The 15,294-nt window shown below is 70.2% G+C and carries 15 protein-coding genes; 9 read left to right on the forward strand and 6 right to left on the reverse strand.

The window, feature by feature from the left end; all coding sequences use genetic code 11:
* Positions 1–81 precede the first annotated feature (81 nt).
* Positions 82–828: an SOS response-associated peptidase gene (locus AB0K18_RS29840; RefSeq protein ID WP_364920623.1), complete on the reverse strand. Its 747-nt coding sequence runs from the start codon at positions 826–828 to the stop codon at positions 82–84.
* 109 nt (positions 829–937) lie between these two features.
* On the opposite strand from AB0K18_RS29840, the gene aroA reads away from it, so the two are divergent.
* Both aroA and rsgA read left to right on the forward strand, forming a co-directional pair.
* Positions 938–2,224 carry a 3-phosphoshikimate 1-carboxyvinyltransferase gene (gene aroA, locus AB0K18_RS29845; protein ID WP_364920626.1) on the forward strand — a complete coding sequence of 429 codons (1,287 nt, stop codon included), beginning with the start codon at positions 938–940 and terminating at the stop codon, positions 2,222–2,224.
* Positions 2,225–2,575: 351 nt separating this feature from the next.
* Positions 2,576–3,643 carry a ribosome small subunit-dependent GTPase A gene (gene rsgA, locus AB0K18_RS29850; RefSeq protein ID WP_364920669.1) on the forward strand — a complete coding sequence of 356 codons (1,068 nt, stop codon included), beginning with the start codon at positions 2,576–2,578 and terminating at the stop codon, positions 3,641–3,643.
* A gap of 67 nt (positions 3,644–3,710) precedes the next feature.
* Here the strand turns inward: rsgA and AB0K18_RS29855 are convergent, their stop codons facing one another.
* On the reverse strand, positions 3,711–4,166 hold the full coding sequence (locus AB0K18_RS29855) for a DUF4442 domain-containing protein (protein WP_364920629.1): 456 nt from the start codon (positions 4,164–4,166) through the stop codon (positions 3,711–3,713).
* Between the two features lie 89 nt (positions 4,167–4,255).
* Here AB0K18_RS29855 and hisN point away from each other — a divergent pair, with 89 nt between their 5' ends.
* Positions 4,256–5,053 (forward strand): histidinol-phosphatase, encoded by a 798-nt coding sequence (hisN, locus tag AB0K18_RS29860; RefSeq protein WP_364920632.1) that lies wholly within the window; start codon positions 4,256–4,258, stop codon positions 5,051–5,053.
* On the opposite strand, the gene AB0K18_RS29865 is transcribed toward hisN, so the two are convergent.
* Positions 5,043–6,743, reverse strand: coding sequence for a right-handed parallel beta-helix repeat-containing protein (locus AB0K18_RS29865; protein ID WP_364920635.1), 1,701 nt, complete (start codon positions 6,741–6,743; stop codon positions 5,043–5,045). The two genes, hisN and AB0K18_RS29865, sit on opposite strands and share 11 nt — an antisense overlap.
* 58 nt (positions 6,744–6,801) lie before the next feature.
* Here AB0K18_RS29865 and AB0K18_RS29870 point away from each other — a divergent pair, with 58 nt between their 5' ends.
* Positions 6,802–7,635, forward strand: a complete 834-nt coding sequence (locus tag AB0K18_RS29870) for a TetR/AcrR family transcriptional regulator (protein ID WP_364920638.1) — start codon at positions 6,802–6,804, stop codon at positions 7,633–7,635.
* Here AB0K18_RS29870 and AB0K18_RS29875 read toward each other — a convergent pair.
* The gene (locus AB0K18_RS29875; RefSeq protein ID WP_364920641.1) at positions 7,632–8,417 is read right to left on the reverse strand and encodes a fructosamine kinase family protein; all 786 of its coding nucleotides are present in this window, start codon (positions 8,415–8,417) and stop codon (positions 7,632–7,634) included. The two genes, AB0K18_RS29870 and AB0K18_RS29875, sit on opposite strands and share 4 nt — an antisense overlap.
* Complete coding sequence (locus tag AB0K18_RS29880) at positions 8,404–8,877, reverse strand: low molecular weight protein-tyrosine-phosphatase (RefSeq protein WP_364920644.1); 474 nt, start codon at positions 8,875–8,877, stop codon at positions 8,404–8,406. Before AB0K18_RS29880 ends, AB0K18_RS29875 begins: the two co-directional genes overlap by 14 nt.
* Before the next feature lie 176 nt (positions 8,878–9,053).
* Here AB0K18_RS29880 and pstS point away from each other — a divergent pair, with 176 nt between their 5' ends.
* The 5 genes from pstS to AB0K18_RS29905 are packed head-to-tail and all read left to right on the forward strand — an operon-like array spanning position 9,054 to position 13,543.
* On the forward strand, positions 9,054–10,166 hold the full coding sequence (gene pstS, locus AB0K18_RS29885; RefSeq protein ID WP_364920647.1) for a phosphate ABC transporter substrate-binding protein PstS: 1,113 nt from the start codon (positions 9,054–9,056) through the stop codon (positions 10,164–10,166).
* Between the two features lie 7 nt (positions 10,167–10,173).
* Positions 10,174–11,154, forward strand: coding sequence for a phosphate ABC transporter permease subunit PstC (gene pstC, locus AB0K18_RS29890; RefSeq protein ID WP_364920650.1), 981 nt, complete (start codon positions 10,174–10,176; stop codon positions 11,152–11,154).
* On the forward strand, positions 11,151–12,026 hold the full coding sequence (pstA, locus tag AB0K18_RS29895) for a phosphate ABC transporter permease PstA (RefSeq protein WP_355414796.1): 876 nt from the start codon (positions 11,151–11,153) through the stop codon (positions 12,024–12,026). Before pstC ends, pstA begins: the two co-directional genes overlap by 4 nt.
* Positions 12,027–12,041: 15 nt before the next feature.
* A complete protein-coding gene (gene pstB, locus AB0K18_RS29900; RefSeq protein WP_364920655.1) occupies positions 12,042–12,818 on the forward strand; it encodes a phosphate ABC transporter ATP-binding protein PstB in 777 nt (258 codons plus the stop codon).
* On the forward strand, positions 12,818–13,543 hold the full coding sequence (locus AB0K18_RS29905; protein WP_364920658.1) for a response regulator transcription factor: 726 nt from the start codon (positions 12,818–12,820) through the stop codon (positions 13,541–13,543). Before pstB ends, AB0K18_RS29905 begins: the two co-directional genes overlap by 1 nt.
* Before the next feature lie 247 nt (positions 13,544–13,790).
* Here the strand turns inward: AB0K18_RS29905 and AB0K18_RS29910 are convergent, their stop codons facing one another.
* Positions 13,791–14,672, reverse strand: a complete 882-nt coding sequence (locus AB0K18_RS29910) for a serine hydrolase (RefSeq protein WP_364920661.1) — start codon at positions 14,670–14,672, stop codon at positions 13,791–13,793.
* Positions 14,673–15,294: the final 622 nt, after the last annotated feature.

The following is a 15,294-nucleotide window of genomic DNA, read 5'->3' on the forward strand; positions in this document are numbered from 1 at the left end:
GGGCAATGTTGGCGGTGACACCGAGTGAACGGTTGCATCGCTTTCCTCACCGGATGCCCACTTGCCGAGCTTTTTACACCTTTAGAAAAGCGCGGTTTCCTCCTCCTCCGGGAGGGGTTTGATGAGGTCGGGGCCGTTGTTCCGGACGTTGTTGACGTCCGTGGAGACCGCGTAAGCGGTGAGCCGTCCCGGCTCGGCGGGCACCAGCAGCCGCCCCGCCTGCGTGGTGTCGGTGAGCTTGGGGTCGAGCCACTCCGCCCAGTGGTCCCTGTCGATCATCATGGGCATCCTGTCGTGGATGCGGCCGAGCTGGTCCTCGGCGTCCGTGGTGATGACGGTGCAGGTCACCAGCCACTTGAGCGGGTCGTCGTCGTCCCTGGACGGGTCCTTCCAGAATTCGTACAGGCCGGCCATGGCCAGCACCCCGCCGTCGGCCGGATGGATGAAGTACGGCTGCTTCTTCTTCTTTTCTCCCTCGACCGGCATCCACTCGAAGTAGCCGTCGGCCGGCAGCAGGCACCTGCGCTTGGCGAACGCCTGACGATAGGACGGCTTCTCGGCCAGCGTCTCGGCCCTGGCGTTGATCAGCCGGGAGCCGATCGACGGGTCCTTGGCCCAGGCCGGCACCAGGCCCCACTTGACGATCCTGAGCTGCCGTACCGCCCGCGCGGCCTCCTTGGGCACCCGGCTCAGCACGGCGTAGACGTTCTTGGTGGGCGCGACGTTGTAGTCGGCGCCGAGCTCCTTTTCGGGGTCGCCGTCCTGCTCGACCTGGAACTCCTCGAGGAGCTCGTGCTTCTTGCGCGCCGAGGCGTATCTACCGCACATGCCCCCACACTGCCATCTCTTCGGTACGTCCATCCACAGGGAGCGACCGTACGGCAGCCGTCATCCACAGCCTGTGACCCCCGCCGCCGACGGCCAGTACTCTTTGACCATGCCCGCCACCACGCCCGCTCCGCACTGGCCCGCACCGACGGCGACGGCTCCCGTCGCCGCCACCGTCCCGCTGCCCGGCTCCAAGTCGGTGACCAACCGCGCGCTCCTGCTGGCCGCGCTCGCCGACGGTCCAGGAGTCGTCCGCCAGGCCCTGCGCAGCCGCGACGCCGACCTCATGGTGGCGGCCCTGCGCGCGCTGGGCACCACGCTGGAGGCCGTCAGTGAGACCTCGGCGGGGGTCGACTGGGCGGTGACGCCGGGCCCGATCCGCGGCGGCGCGCGCATCGACGCCGGCCTGGCCGGCACGGTGATGCGGTTCGTGCCGCCGATGGCGGCGCTGGCCGACGGGCCCGTCTCGTTCGACGGCGACCCCCATGCGCGCAAGCGCCCGATGGGGCCCATCCTCGACGCGCTGCGCTCGCTCGGGGCCCGCATCGACAACGACGCGCTGCCGTTCACCATCAGCGGGCCGCCGGCGGGCGGCGAGGTGACGCTCGACGCGTCCGGTTCGTCGCAGTTCGTCTCGGGGCTGCTGCTGACCGCCGCGCGCTACGAGAAGGGCGTCACGATTCGCCACGTCGGGCCGCCGGTGCCGTCGCAGCCGCACATCGAGATGACGGTCGAGATGCTCAGGGCGGCGGGCGTCACGGTCGACGACCACGAGCGCGACGTGTGGCGGGTCGAGCCCGGCCCCATCGCGGCCAGAGACGTGACGGTCGAGCCCGACCTGTCCAACGCGGCCCCGTTCCTGGCGGCGGCCCTGGTCACGGGCGGCAGGGTGACGATCCCGGGCTGGCCCGAGCGCACCACCCAGCCGGGCGACGCGCTGCGCGGCCTGCTCACCGCCATGGGTGCCACGGTCACCCGCTCGGGCGACGACCTCGTGGTCACCGGCACCGGCCAGGTCACCGGCCTCGACGCCGACCTCCACGAGGTGGGCGAGCTGACCCCCACGATCGCCGCGCTCGCCGCGCTGGCCGGCACGCCGAGCCGCATCAGGGGCGTGAGCCACCTGCGCGGCCACGAGACCGACCGCCTCGCCGCACTGGCCACCGAGATCAACCGCCTGGGCGGCGACGCGGAGGAGACCGACGACGGCCTGCTCATCCGGCCCCGGCAGCTCCACAACGGCGTCTTCCACAGCTACGACGACCACCGCATGGCCACGGCCGGTGCGGTGATCGGCCTCGCGGTGCCGGGCGTCGAGGTGGAGAACATCGCGACCACCGCCAAGACCCTGCCGGAGTTCGTCCAGATGTGGACGGCGCTGCTGGAATCGCGATGAGCTGGGCAGACCTTCGCCTCGGCGGTATGACTGGTTTCACCGGTGAAGCGCCGGGCACGTCGGAAAAGGGCGACACGTGAGAACGCGCCGCCCCCCGCACCATCATGAGATCCACCGGCACGACACCACCACCCGCCCGATCGTGGGCGACGATTCACGACCGGAGCACGGTCCCACCACCGGCTTCGGCTCCCCATATGACTGTGCCGCCCGGCGGATCGACGCCGCGGCCGTCCGAACGCGGACCGACGGCACACCGATGACACCGGCCATGCCCGGCCGGTCCGGGGTGGGGGCCGTCCGCCCACTGTCAGCAGCAGCAAGGAGGAACGAGCGTATGGGAGCGGACCGCTGAGGAAGCGGGAGTACGACGAGGACGACGTCAGGGTTCGGCCGGGCAAGGGCTCCAGGCCGCGGACCCGGATCCGTCCTGCGCACGAAGACGCCGTCGAAGGGTTCGTGGTGGCCGTCGACCGAGGCCGCTACACCACGCTGGTCGAGCCGGAGCGCCCCAAGGGCTCGGCGCAGAAGCGCAAGCCGCCGCAGCGCCGGCTCGTGGTCGCCATGAAGGCCCGCGAGCTGGGCCGCAAGGGCATCGTCGTGGGCGACAGGGTCGCGCTGGTGGGCGACGTGTCCGGCAAACCCGACACGCTGGCCCGCGTGGTGCGGGTCGAGCCCCGCACGTCGATGCTGCGCCGCTCGGCCGACGACGTCGAGGACACCGACGGCATCGAGCGCCCGGTGGTGGCCAACGCCGACCAGCTCGTCATCGTGACCGCCCTGGCCGACCCGCCGCCCAGGCCGCGCATGATCGACCGCATCCTGGTGGCGGCGTTCGACGCCGAGATCGACACCCTGCTCTGCCTCACCAAGTCCGACCTCGCCCCGCCCGACGAGCTGGTGGCCCTCTACGAGCCGCTGGGCGTGCCGCACGTCGTCGTGCACAAGGGCGGCTCGCTCGACGAACTGCGCGACCACCTGGCCGGCCGCATCAGCGTCATGGTCGGGCACTCGGGGGTGGGCAAGTCCACCCTGGTCAACGCTCTGGTGCCCGACGCCAACCGGGCCGTCTCCCAGGTCAACGCCGTCACCGGCCGCGGCCGCCACACCTCCACCTCGGCCGTCGCCCTTGAGCTGCCCGAGGGCGGCTGGATCATCGACACGCCCGGCGTACGCAGCTTCGGCCTGGCGCACGTGTCCGTGGAGACGGTGCTCGCGGCCTTCCCCGACCTGGTGGAGGGCACGGTCGAGTGCCCGAAGGGCTGCACCCACCTGGGCGAAGGCTGCGCCCTCGACGCCTGGGTGGCGGCCGGCAACGCCGACCCCGCCCGCCTGGAGTCGTTGCGCCGCCTCCTGTGGACCCGCGAAGGCCCCGCCGACGACCCCCGCCCCGCAGAAGAACCCGCCGACACCCCCTGACCGCGCCAGCGCAACCGCGTCCGCCGGTCGCCGCCTTCCCCCACGGCGTCCGCTGGTCGGCGGACCGTCACACGCGGGTGGGGCGGAGGGTCCAGGTCACGGTGAAGGTGGTGACGACTGTGCCGTCCGGGTTCGTCAGGTCCACCGTCACGTCGAACTCCGGCCGTTCCCCCGCGTCCAGCCGCGCCAGGACGTCCGCGCGGGAGACCGTCAGCCGGGCCTCGGCCCTGATCTCGCCCAGAGCGACCTTGCGGAAGGCGATGGTCGCCGTGGTGGGCAGCGGCACCGCACGTACGAGCTGGTCACCGAAGACGGACAGCACAGCGGCCCCCGACGCCGACTCGGCGAGCGTGAAGAGCACCCCCGCGTGCGGCCCGCCGACGTGATTGGCCAGCTCCGCCCGCTCAGGAACGCGGCAGACCGCCCGCCCGTCCCCCACCGACTCGAAGACGATGCCCAGCGTCCGGGCGAACGGGACCGACCCCAGCAGAAGCTCACCGACATCTTGCGACATGCGAGACATGCTACTGGTCAGTAACTGGAAGCAGAGTTACCAGAAAAGGGGCGTTGGTAACTGATGTCCGTATGGCCGACGCGGTAGCGTGGGCGACCGTGCAGGGTTATAACGATGATCTTCGCCTCGCGCATGTCATGGCGGACGCCGCCGATGACCTGACCATGCGGCGGTTCAAGGCGGTCGACCTCAAGGTCGAGACCAAGCCCGATCTGACGCCGGTCAGCGACGCCGACCGCGCGGTGGAGGAGGCCATCAGAGGCACGCTGCGCCGTGCCAGGCCGCGTGACGCGGTGGTCGGCGAGGAGTTCGGGAAGACCGGCTGGGGCGCCCGCTCGTGGATCATCGACCCCATCGACGGCACCAAGAACTACGTACGCGGCGTGCCCGTCTGGGCGACCCTGATCGCGCTCATGGAGTACGGCAAGGTCGTCGTCGGCCTGGTGTCGGCCCCCGCGCTGGGCCGCCGCTGGTGGGCCGCGACCGAGGGCGGGGCGTGGACGGGCAGGAGCCTGACCAAGGCGTCCCGCATGCGGGTGTCCTCGGTCTCCTCCCTGGAGGACGCGTCGTTCTCGTATTCGAGCTTCGGCGGCTGGGAGAAGACCGGCAAGCTGGACAACTTCCTTGACCTGAGCCGCGCCTGCTGGCGGACCCGCGCGTACGGCGACTTCTGGTCGCACATGATGGTCGCGGAGGGCTCGGTCGATTTGTCGGCCGAGCCGGAGCTGTCGCCGTGGGACATGGCGGCACTCACCGTGATCGTCGAGGAGGCCGGCGGCGTCTGGACCGACGTCGCCGGCGTCAAGGGCCTCGAGGGCGGCAGCCTCGTCTGCACGAACGGTCGCCTGCACGCCGAGGTCATCGACCGCCTCAACGGCACCACGGTCAGGACCTGACGCCCGCCCTGTCCTGGATGGCCTGGGTAGCGGCGGTCAGCGCGCCTTCGTCGGCGATAGTGACGTTCCCCTCGTACGTCACCCCGCCCGGCGGATCGTCGTGCCCCACCGGGTCGGCGTCCCAGAAGTTGCCCCGGTAGGTCACGTTCTCCAGCGGCGGCCCGACGTGCAGCACGGCCGTGTTGTCGGCCCGCATGACGACGTTCTCCTCGACGAGCACCCAGCTGGCGCCGTAGTCGGTGTAGAGCCCGAAGTTGTACGGCGTCACCGTGTCCTTGATGACGTTGCCCCGGACGACGGCCCCGGTCTCCGCCGAGTCGCCCTGCGGCCCCGACAGGTAGACGCCGCCCCCGTCGGCCAGCACCTGCAGGGTGCGGGCGGTCAGGTTGTGCAGGATGTGGGTGCCCTCGCCGGCGCCTGCCACGATGCCGCAGTGGGGCACGTCGGTGACCTCGTTGTGCGCGACCACGCAGCCCCGGGTGCCGGAGATGGCGATGCCGGGCGACCCGCTGAACTCCAGCCCGGTCCCGCGCACCCGGTTGTCCTCGATCGTGGCGCCCCGGGTGCCGGTCACGGTGACGCCGCCGCCGGCCAGCGTGTCGAAGGCGCACCGCCGTACGGCGACGCCGTCGCCCCCGCTGACGCTGAGCCCGGTGGCCCCGATCCGGGTGAACCGGCACCCCGTGACCTCGACGCCGTCGGCGTCCTCGACCTGAACGCAGGCCGGAACCGTGACGGAACTCAACGGATACGTCACGTACGACCCCTCGCCCAGCTCGGCCCGCTCGACCGGCCCGCCCTCGTAGAACCCGCTGCCGTGATAGTGCACGAACCCCTCGGGCCGCCCCGGCCGCAACCACATGGCCTCGGCGAACACCAGCCCGCGCAGGGCCACCTCGCGCGCACCCGCCAGCCGTACCAGCGTCTCCAGCACCGGCGCGACCACCCGCGCGGACGCCGGCTCCTCCCCCGGCAGCGGCAGGTACATCAGCACGTGCGCGCCCGGCCGCGCCCGGTCGAGCACGAAGGTGCCCGGCTCGCGCAGGAAGCTCGGGTCGTTCTCGACGGACGTGGGCAGGCCGGGGCCGATGGAGGCGTTGCCCTCATAGAGGGACTGGTAGAGCGCGTACGCCCACTCGTACCCGGGCCGCGCCATGGTGATCACGGTGGAGTCGCCCTCGCGCGCGATGCCGGCCACCTGGAGCCTGGCCTCGGTCCACGGATAGACGCCGCGGTGCACGAACTCGACGTTCTGCCAGCTCAGCGGCTCAGGGCTGTCGGTGACGTAGCCGGTCTCGGTCGCCGTGACCGTGCCGGGCAGGCCGGGGACGGCGGCGCGCGGTGCCCGCCGGCCGTTCACGTAGAGCTGCCGGGTGTCGAGGTCGCCGACCTCGGCCAGCCAGACCCCGTCGTGGCGCACCCGCCAGCCGGTGATCTCCCGCCCGCCGCTGATGACGGGCTCCTCCTGCTCGGGGGTGCCGTGGCCGGCCGCCTGATAGACCGTCCCCGAGTCGTCGGCCCCCAGCTCGAACGGGCGGGTCAGCACGTGGACACCGCCCCGCAGGTGCACGACCGCCTTCCCACCCGCCTCGCGGGCCGCCGCGCGGGCGCGTTCGAGTGTGGCGAACGGCCGCTCCTGCGAGCCGGGCCAGGAGTCGTCGCCGGCGGGCGAGACGTAGATCTGTTCCATGAGTCACCTCTGCTGTCGTTTATGCCGTACACAGATTTGTACACCATAAACTAGACCCATGGACGACGGTGTCGAATTGTTGTGGCGCGACAGGGACGACGAGAGCGCGCCGCGCGCCGGGCTCAGCCTCGACCGGATCGTGCGGGCGGGCATCGAGCTGGCCGACGCCGAGGGGCTCGACGGCCTGTCGATGCGCAAGGTCGCCGACCGGCTCGGCTTCACCACGATGTCCCTCTACCGCCACGTGCCGGGCCGCGACCAGCTCGTCGCCCTGATGCGCGACACCGCCATCGGCGAGCACCTGACCGACGACGAGGAACCGGCCGGCGCGGGCTGGCGCCCGAGACTCGAGGCCATGATCAGGCAGGGCTGGCGCTGCCGCCGTCGCCATCCATGGCTCGCCGAGGTCAGAGGCACCCGCAACGTCCCGGGCCCGAACGCGGTGGCGCTCTTCGACCGCATGCTGAGCACCCTCACCGGCACCCCGCTCCACCCCCGCGAGGTGATCGCCGCCGTCAACCTGGTCGGCCGCTTCATGGACGCCGAGACCCTGAGCCTCGTCGAGACCCTGCGCGAGGAGCGCAGCAGCGGCGTGTCCGAGGAGGAGTGGTGGGGCGCCAGAGACTCCCTGTACGAACGCCTCCCCGCCTACCCCACGATCACCCACCTCTGGGAGACGGGCGGCTGGGACGCCCCTGAGGACTCCTTCGAGTTCGGCCTGCGCCGCATCCTCGACGGCATCGAAGCCCTCATCCAGGAGCGTGACGAAAAGCGTGACGAAACTTGTGTGGAGTGCGGCGACAAGCTGGACCCCGCCCCATCGGGCCGCCCCCGCGTCTACTGCTCCCGCGCCTGCCAGCAACGCGCGTACCGCCGCAGAAGAACCCCTTAGAGGGCGAGCACCCGCCGCACCGCCGCCATCAGGCTGTCCCGATAACCGCCCCCGTACAACACCACATGGACGAGCAGCGGATGCAGCTGATGCACCGGCACCCGCTCCCGCCACCCCTCGGCGAGCGGCCACTCCTCCCGATAAGCCCCCAGCACCCGATCGAGCTGCGGCAGCCCGAACAGATCGAGCATCGCGAGATCCGTCTCCCGGTGCCCGCCGTGCGCCGCCGGATCGATCAGCACCCCCTGCCCACCCGACCACAACACGTTCCCGCTCCACAGATCCCCATGGATCCGGGCAGGGGGCTCGGCCGGCCCCGCCACCTCCGGCAGCCGCGCCACGGCCCGCTCGACCAGCGCGACGTCCGAGGCGGGCAACCGCGCCGCCCGCAGGAACGGCAGCACCCGCCGCTCCCCGTAGAACGTCGCCCAGTCAGGGGCGTCCGCGTTGTCCATCGGCAACTCGGCGATGAACCCGGGCCACGGAGCCCCGAACCGGCCGGCCCCCGCCCGATGCATCCGCGCCAGCATGCGCCCGAACCGCTCGGCCGCCGCCCGATCGGGCCGCTCCTCGCCTACCCAGGCCAGCACGAGCCGATCAGGCTCTGCTTCGATCACCTCGGGCACCGCGGCGACCTCGCCCAGCCAGCGCAGCCCGGCGGCCTCCGACACCAGCACGTCAGAGGCGGGCCCGCTCTTGACGAACACCGCCCGCCCGTCGTCCAGCACGCCCCGCCGCAGCCGCCGCCCGTGCGACGTGCCGAGCTCCTCAGCGAATCTCATCGGCGATGTGCTTGGCGACGCCCTCAGCGGCCGACTCGACCAGCTCCAGCACCTCCTCGAACCCCTCACGCCCCCCGTAGTACGGATCAGGCACCTCCGCCCCCTCGGGCGCGGCGGGATCGAACGACCGGAACAACCGCACCTCCACCCCAGCAGGCGCCAGCCGCCGCAGGTTGGACAGGTTGTCCCGATCCATGGCGAGCACGAGGTCGTACCGGTCGAACCAGTCCTTGGTGAACTGCCTGGCCCGGTGCGCCGACCCGTCGTAGCCGCGCAGGGTGAGGATCTCCAGCGCCCGCTCGTCCATCGGATCGCCCACGTGCCACCCGCCGGTGCCGGCGGAGTCGACCACGACCTGCGCGCCGAGGCCGCGGTCGGCGAGCACCTGGCGCAGCACCACCTCCGCCATCGGAGACCGGCAGATGTTCCCCATGCACACCACGACCACGCGATACGTCATGCCTCCATTCTCACCAATGATCCGAGGTGAGCCGTTCACCAAGAGGCACGTCACGGTGAATCGGTGCAGCACACCGACCCGCAGCGTTCACCGTCCGTTCATCCGCTCTCGGGAGGCGAGTCACCTTCGCTGCATAGCTTCATGGCGACTAAGGATCAAGTGGGAGGAACCCAACCGTGAAGTATGCAGGCCGGCTCGCCGCCGTCGCCGTCGTCGGCGCGCTCTCGCTCGCTGCGTGCGGCACAGACAACAACAACCCCTCGGGCAGCGGCACGACCTCCGCGACCGCCGCCGCGCCCGCCGCGGGCAACGACAACGGTCTGAGCGGCTCGATCAACGCCGCAGGCTCCTCGGCCCAGGCCAACGCGATCACCGAGTGGACGAAGAACTTCACGGCCACGAACCCTGGTGTGACCCTGAACTACCAGCCCAGCGGCTCCGGCGCGGGCGTGCAGGCGTTCATCCAGGGCACGGTCGCCTTCGCCGGCTCCGACTCGGCGCTGAAGGACGACGAGCCCGCCCAGGCCGACGCGCGCTGCAAGACCGGCAAGGCCATCAACATCCCGATGGTCACCGGCCCGGTCGCGGTTGTCTACAACCTCCCCGGCGTGGACGGCCTGCAGCTGTCGCCGAAGACGCTGGTCGGGATCTTCAACAGCAAGATCACCAAGTGGGACGACCCGGCCATCAAGGCCGAGAACCCGGACGCCCAGCTCCCGTCCACGCCCATCCAGGCCGTCCACCGCTCGGACGAGTCGGGCACCAGCGACAACTTCACCAAGTTCCTCAAGGCCACCGGCGACTGGCCGTACGAGCCGGGCAAGGCCTGGCCCGCCGAGGCCAAGGGTCAGGGCGCCAAGGGCTCCGACCAGATCGCCGCCAGCGTGAAGGACTCCGAGGGCGCGATCAGCTACGTCGAGCTCTCCTACGCCGAGAACTCCTCGCTGCAGACGGCCAAGGTCGCCAACGGCGCCGGCGAGTACGTCGAGCTCACCCCGGAGAGCGCGGCCAAGACCGTCGAGACCGCCGAGGTCAAGGGCACCGGCAACGACCTCGCCCTGTCCATCGACTACGCCACCAAGACCCCGGGCGCCTACCCGATCGTCCTGGTGACGTACGAGATCACCTGCGAGAAGGGCCTGCCGGCCGACCAGCAGAAGATCGTCAAGAGCTTCCTCACCTACACCGCCAGCGACGAGGGTCAGGCGGCGCTGAAGGAGCTGGGCTACGCCCCGCTCTCGGGCGAGCTGCTCACCAAGGTCAGGACCGCCGTCGAGGCCATCTCCTAGGCAGCTGATGACGACCGACGTACGTACCCGTGATGGCGGACCGGACACCAGCCGGTCCGCCTCGCGGCGCAGCCTCGGTGAAGGCCCCTTCCGCTTCGCCTCCACCGCCGCCGGCGTCGTCCTGCTGGGGATCATGGCGGCCATCGCCGTGTTCCTCATCGGCGAGGCCATCCCGGCGCTCCAGGCGAACAAGGCGTCCTTCCTCACGGAGCTGACCTGGGACCCCAACGGCCAGCAGACGTTCGGCATCGCCGCGCTGGCCTTCGGCACCGTGCTCAGCTCCGCGCTCGCGCTGGTCATCGCCACCCCGATCGCCGTCGGCGTGGCGCTGTTCATCTCGCACTACGCCCCCCGCAGGCTCGCCGCGCCGCTCGGCTACCTCATCGACCTGCTCGCCGCGGTCCCCAGCGTCGTCTACGGCCTCTGGGGCCTGGCGTTCCTGGTGCCGCTCATGCGGACGCCGTCGCAGTGGCTCAACGAGCACCTCGGCTGGTTCCCGCTGTTCGCCGGCGAGGGCGTGATCGGCGGCAAGACCATGCTCGCCGGCGGCATCGTGCTGGCCATCATGATCCTGCCGATCATCGCGGCCATCTCGCGCGAGGTGTTCCTCCAGGCGCCGAAGATGAACGAGGAGGCGGCGCTCGCGCTCGGCGCGACCCGCTGGGAGATGATCAGGATGGCCGTCCTGCCGTTCGGCCGCCCCGGCGTCATCAGCGCCGCCATGCTCGGCATCGGCCGCGCCATGGGCGAGACCATCGCGGTCGCGCTGATCTTCCCTGCCACCTTCGACATCACCTTCGAGATCCTCACCCCGCACGCCAACAGCATCGCCGCCAACATCGCCAACGGCTTCGGCGAGGCCACCGAGATCGGCAGGGGCGCGCTGATCGCGTCCGGTCTGGTGCTGTTCCTCATCACGTTGCTGGTCAACATGGGCGCGCGCGTGGTCATCAACCGCCGCAAGGAGTACGCGAGGGCCGGCGCATGACCTCGATCCAACACATCTCCACCGGCCGCCGCATCAAGGACCGGGTCGTCCAGGGCCTGGTCTACCTGGCGTTCGCGCTGGCCGTCGTGCCGCTCGTCTCCGTGCTGTGGCTGGTCATCTCCAACGGCCTGGCCCGGTTCGACCTGGAGTTCCTCACCCACTCCATGAACGGCATCGGCGCCAGGGACGCCGGCGGCGGCGCGTACCACGCCATCGTCGGCACCCTCGAACAGGTCCTGCTCGCCTCCGTCATCTCGGTCCCGATCGGCCTGTTCACCGCCATCTACCTCGTCGAGTACGGCGAGGGCGGCCGCCTCAGCCGGGCCATCAGCTTCTTCGTGGACGTCATGACCGGCATCCCCTCGGTCGTCGCCGGCCTGTTCGTCCTCGCGTTCTGGATCCTGTTCCTCGGCTTCCCCTACTCCGGCTGGGCGGGCGCACTCGCCCTGTCCATCCTGATGATGCCGACCGTCGTCAGGTCCGCCGAGGAGATGCTGCGCCTGGTGCCTGGCGACCTGCGCGAGGCCTCGTACGCGCTGGGCGTCCCCAAGTGGCGCACCATCGTCAAGGTCGTGCTGCCGACCGCGTTCACCGGCATCGTCACCGGCGTCATGCTGGCCGTGGCCCGCGTCGCCGGCGAGACCGCGCCGCTGCTGATGACGGTGTTCTTCACCAACTCCATCAACAACGACCCGTTCAACGGGCCGCAGATGGGCCTTCCCCTCTTCGTCTTCGACCAGGCGGCCCGTCCCAACGACACCGCCATCGACCGGGCGTGGACCGGAGCCCTCACGCTGATCCTGATCGTCATGCTGCTCAACCTGGTGGCGCGTCTCATCGCCTGGTGGCGTGCGCCCGCCAAGGGCCGATAGGGGGTAACCACCACAATGTCCAAGCAGATCCAGGTATCGGGCCTCGATGCGTACTACGGGGCGCACAAGGCGATCGAAGACGTGTCGATGACCATCGAGCCGCGGTCGATCACGGCGTTCATCGGCCCGTCCGGCTGCGGCAAGTCGACGTTCCTGCGCACGCTCAACCGCATGCACGAGGTCATCCCCGGCGCACGCGTGGAGGGCAAGGTGCTGCTCGACGGCGAGGACCTCTACGCCCCCACCGTCGAGCCCGTCTCCGTCCGCCGCATGATCGGCATGGTCTTCCAGCGCCCGAACCCGTTCCCCACGATGTCGATCTACGAGAACGTGGCCGCCGGGCTCCGCCTCAACCGCCGCGTCAGCAAGTCCGAGACCGACGCCATCGTGGAGGAGTCGCTCAAGGGCGCCAACCTGTGGAACGAGGTCAAGGACCGCCTCAACAAGCCCGGCGCCGGCCTGTCCGGCGGGCAGCAGCAGCGGCTCTGCATCGCCCGCGCGATCGCCGTCCAGCCCGAGGTCCTGCTCATGGACGAGCCCTGCTCCGCGCTCGACCCCATCTCCACGCTGGCCATCGAGGACCTCATGGCCAAGCTGAAGGACCAGTACACGATCGTCATCGTCACCCACAACATGCAGCAGGCCGCGCGGGTCAGCGACCGTACCGCCTTCTTCAACCTCGCCGAACAGGGCAAGCCCGGCAAGGTAATCGAGATGGACGAGACGTCCCGCATGTTCACCAACCCCTCACAGAAGGCCACCGAGGACTACATCACGGGGCGCTTCGGCTGATGACCCACCAGCAGGCGGCGCCCACGATGAACGGGGACACGAGGGCCAAGCCCGTACTGCTCATCGCCGACCCCGACGGCTCCGTGGTGGACGACGTCGCCACCGCCCTCGAACGCGAGGGCGTGGCCGTCACCGGGGCGCCCGACGGCGCCCAAGGGCTGCTGCAGGCCGGAGCCCTGCAGCCGGATGTGGTGCTCGTCGCGGCCACGCTGCCGGTGATCGACCCGGTCGAGTTCGTCCGCGCCGTACGCCTCGCGCGCAGCGTACCCGTCCTGCTCGGCGTCGGAGAGGGGCATGCCGAGCAGGCCGTACGCGCGCTCGCCGCCGGCGCCGCCGCCTGCGTGGCCCGGCCGTACCGGGTGCCGGAACTGCTGCCGTTCATCCAGGCCAGCTCCCCCGAGTCGCGCAAGGTGCTCACCGTCGGCGGCGTCGAGCTGGACGTCCACGCCTACCAGGTACGCGTCGCCGGCCGCGCTGTCCACCTGCCGCTACGCGAGTTCGAGCTGCTGCAGTACCTCATGCGCAACGCCGACCGCACGGTGACCCGCGAGCAGATCATGCGCCACGTCTGGCACGCCGCCGCCAACACCTCGACGAACACCATCGCGGTCCACGTCAAACGTTTGCGAGCACGCCTGGGCGACGAGGACGACCAGCTCATCCAAACGGTCCGCGGCGTCGGCTACCGCCTCGTCACCCCAATCACCTCAAAAACCCTTACCTGACAACGAGAACCCCTCACCCCGGGCCCCTCCAAGAACCCCGCACAACGCGCCCGGACACCCATCACCCGAGGTAGGTCCGAGAACCCCGCACCCCAGACCATCAGCCCGGGCACCTCCGAGACCCCCGCACAACGCACCCCGACACCCATCACCCTGGGCAAGTCCGGGGACATCGCGCAACGCGCCCGATAGCCATTACTTCGGCATCTTCGAGGCCCTCGCACAGCGCGCCCGGCCTCGCAGCCCGTCACCCCGGGCAGTCCCGAAACGCCCGCATGACGCGCTCAGCGACGCCTTCGACCGTCGCTATGCCGTATTCCACCTGAGGGCTGCCCTCACTCAGCACCGCGATCGCGAAGTCCCGTCCGCCGCTCCTGATCAGCCCGACGCTGGCCGTAGCCCAGCGCTTGTTGGACACCCGCTTAAGCCAGCCGTTCTTCAGCACCACCCGCTCCCCACGGCACGCGGCCGCACTGACCCCCCAGTCCTGCCCGTCCACAACGGCGCCCATAAGGCTCAGCACCCGCGCGCGATCCTTCTCCTGAAGCGGCCCCTTCTTGGAGACCAGCGCTCCCATGAGCCGCACCTGATCGTCGACGGACGTCGGAGTAATCCCCCAGCAGTACAGATCCACGCACGTCCCCGCCATCCCCCGCGTCTCCCGCAGCCCAAACGTCCTGCCCACCGCATCGAACCCCGACACCCCGCCGATCCGCTCCCACAACCGATCGGCCGCATGGTTGTCGCTGTACCGGATCATCCGCTCAGCATCCCGCCGCACCCCGGCCGGCAACGCCTTCCACCTGGTCCTGAGCAACACCCCAAGAAGTATCTGCACCTTGGCCACACTGGCGGTGATCATCCGCTCGCCCGCGTGATACCGATAACTACGCCCAGCCCCCAACTCCTCGACCATCACCGCAACCCGCCCAACGCGCCCAGCAAGATACCGATCAAGCCGCTCCGAAATAGCCTTGGCCGGCACCTCCGGCCTCTCAACAACCCGCCGCCGCCCCACCACCAGTTGCCGCGCCGCCGCCTTCGCCCCTAACCCCACCCAAGCACTTCCGACCCGCAGCACCGCCTTGCCTTCCACCCCCACATTCACCCGATCAGCAACCTGACCCACCCCTACACCAACCTGAGTCGCCCCAGCACCCACCTGACCTGGCACAGCCCTCGCCGGATTCGGCCCCTCATTGCCCCGAACTGGCCCCACACCCACCGACGCCACTGGACCTGTACTCATCGGCCCCCACTCCGCACCAGCCTTGGCCGCCCTCACCTCACCAGCCACCACTAAGGGCACAACCAACCCGACCACCCCAAAAAGCAGCCCCACCACCTTCACCCAAACCCCGGCCATTCGAGCATTATCACGACATCACCAACCAACCCGCCACCCCAAACCGTCTCCAACACCGCCAACCCGAAGAGCCAGCTCCACCGAAGAAGCCCCGGCACTCGAGAAGACGAGCGGTCATCCGAAAGACTGCGGCCCTCGAAGACCCGCAGGCGAAAAGACCGCCACCCCCGAAGCCCCCGCACAGACGACGAGGCCACGACCTTTCAAGCAAGACCAGGAATACGCCGAAAAGACCCTCGGCCATGCGAAGACGACCCGATGACCCCGGCCATGCGGAAAAAAAGGGGTGCGGACATGCGGAAAGGGCCCCAACACCAGAACCTGGCGTTGAGACCCTTCCCTTGAAAGATTGTGCGGCGGTGACCTACTCTCCCACACCCTCCCG

Origin of the sequence: Nonomuraea sp. NPDC049421, assembly GCF_040677005.1 — a bacterium.
GTDB classification, from domain to species: Bacteria; Actinomycetota; Actinomycetes; order Streptosporangiales; family Streptosporangiaceae; genus Nonomuraea; species Nonomuraea salmonea.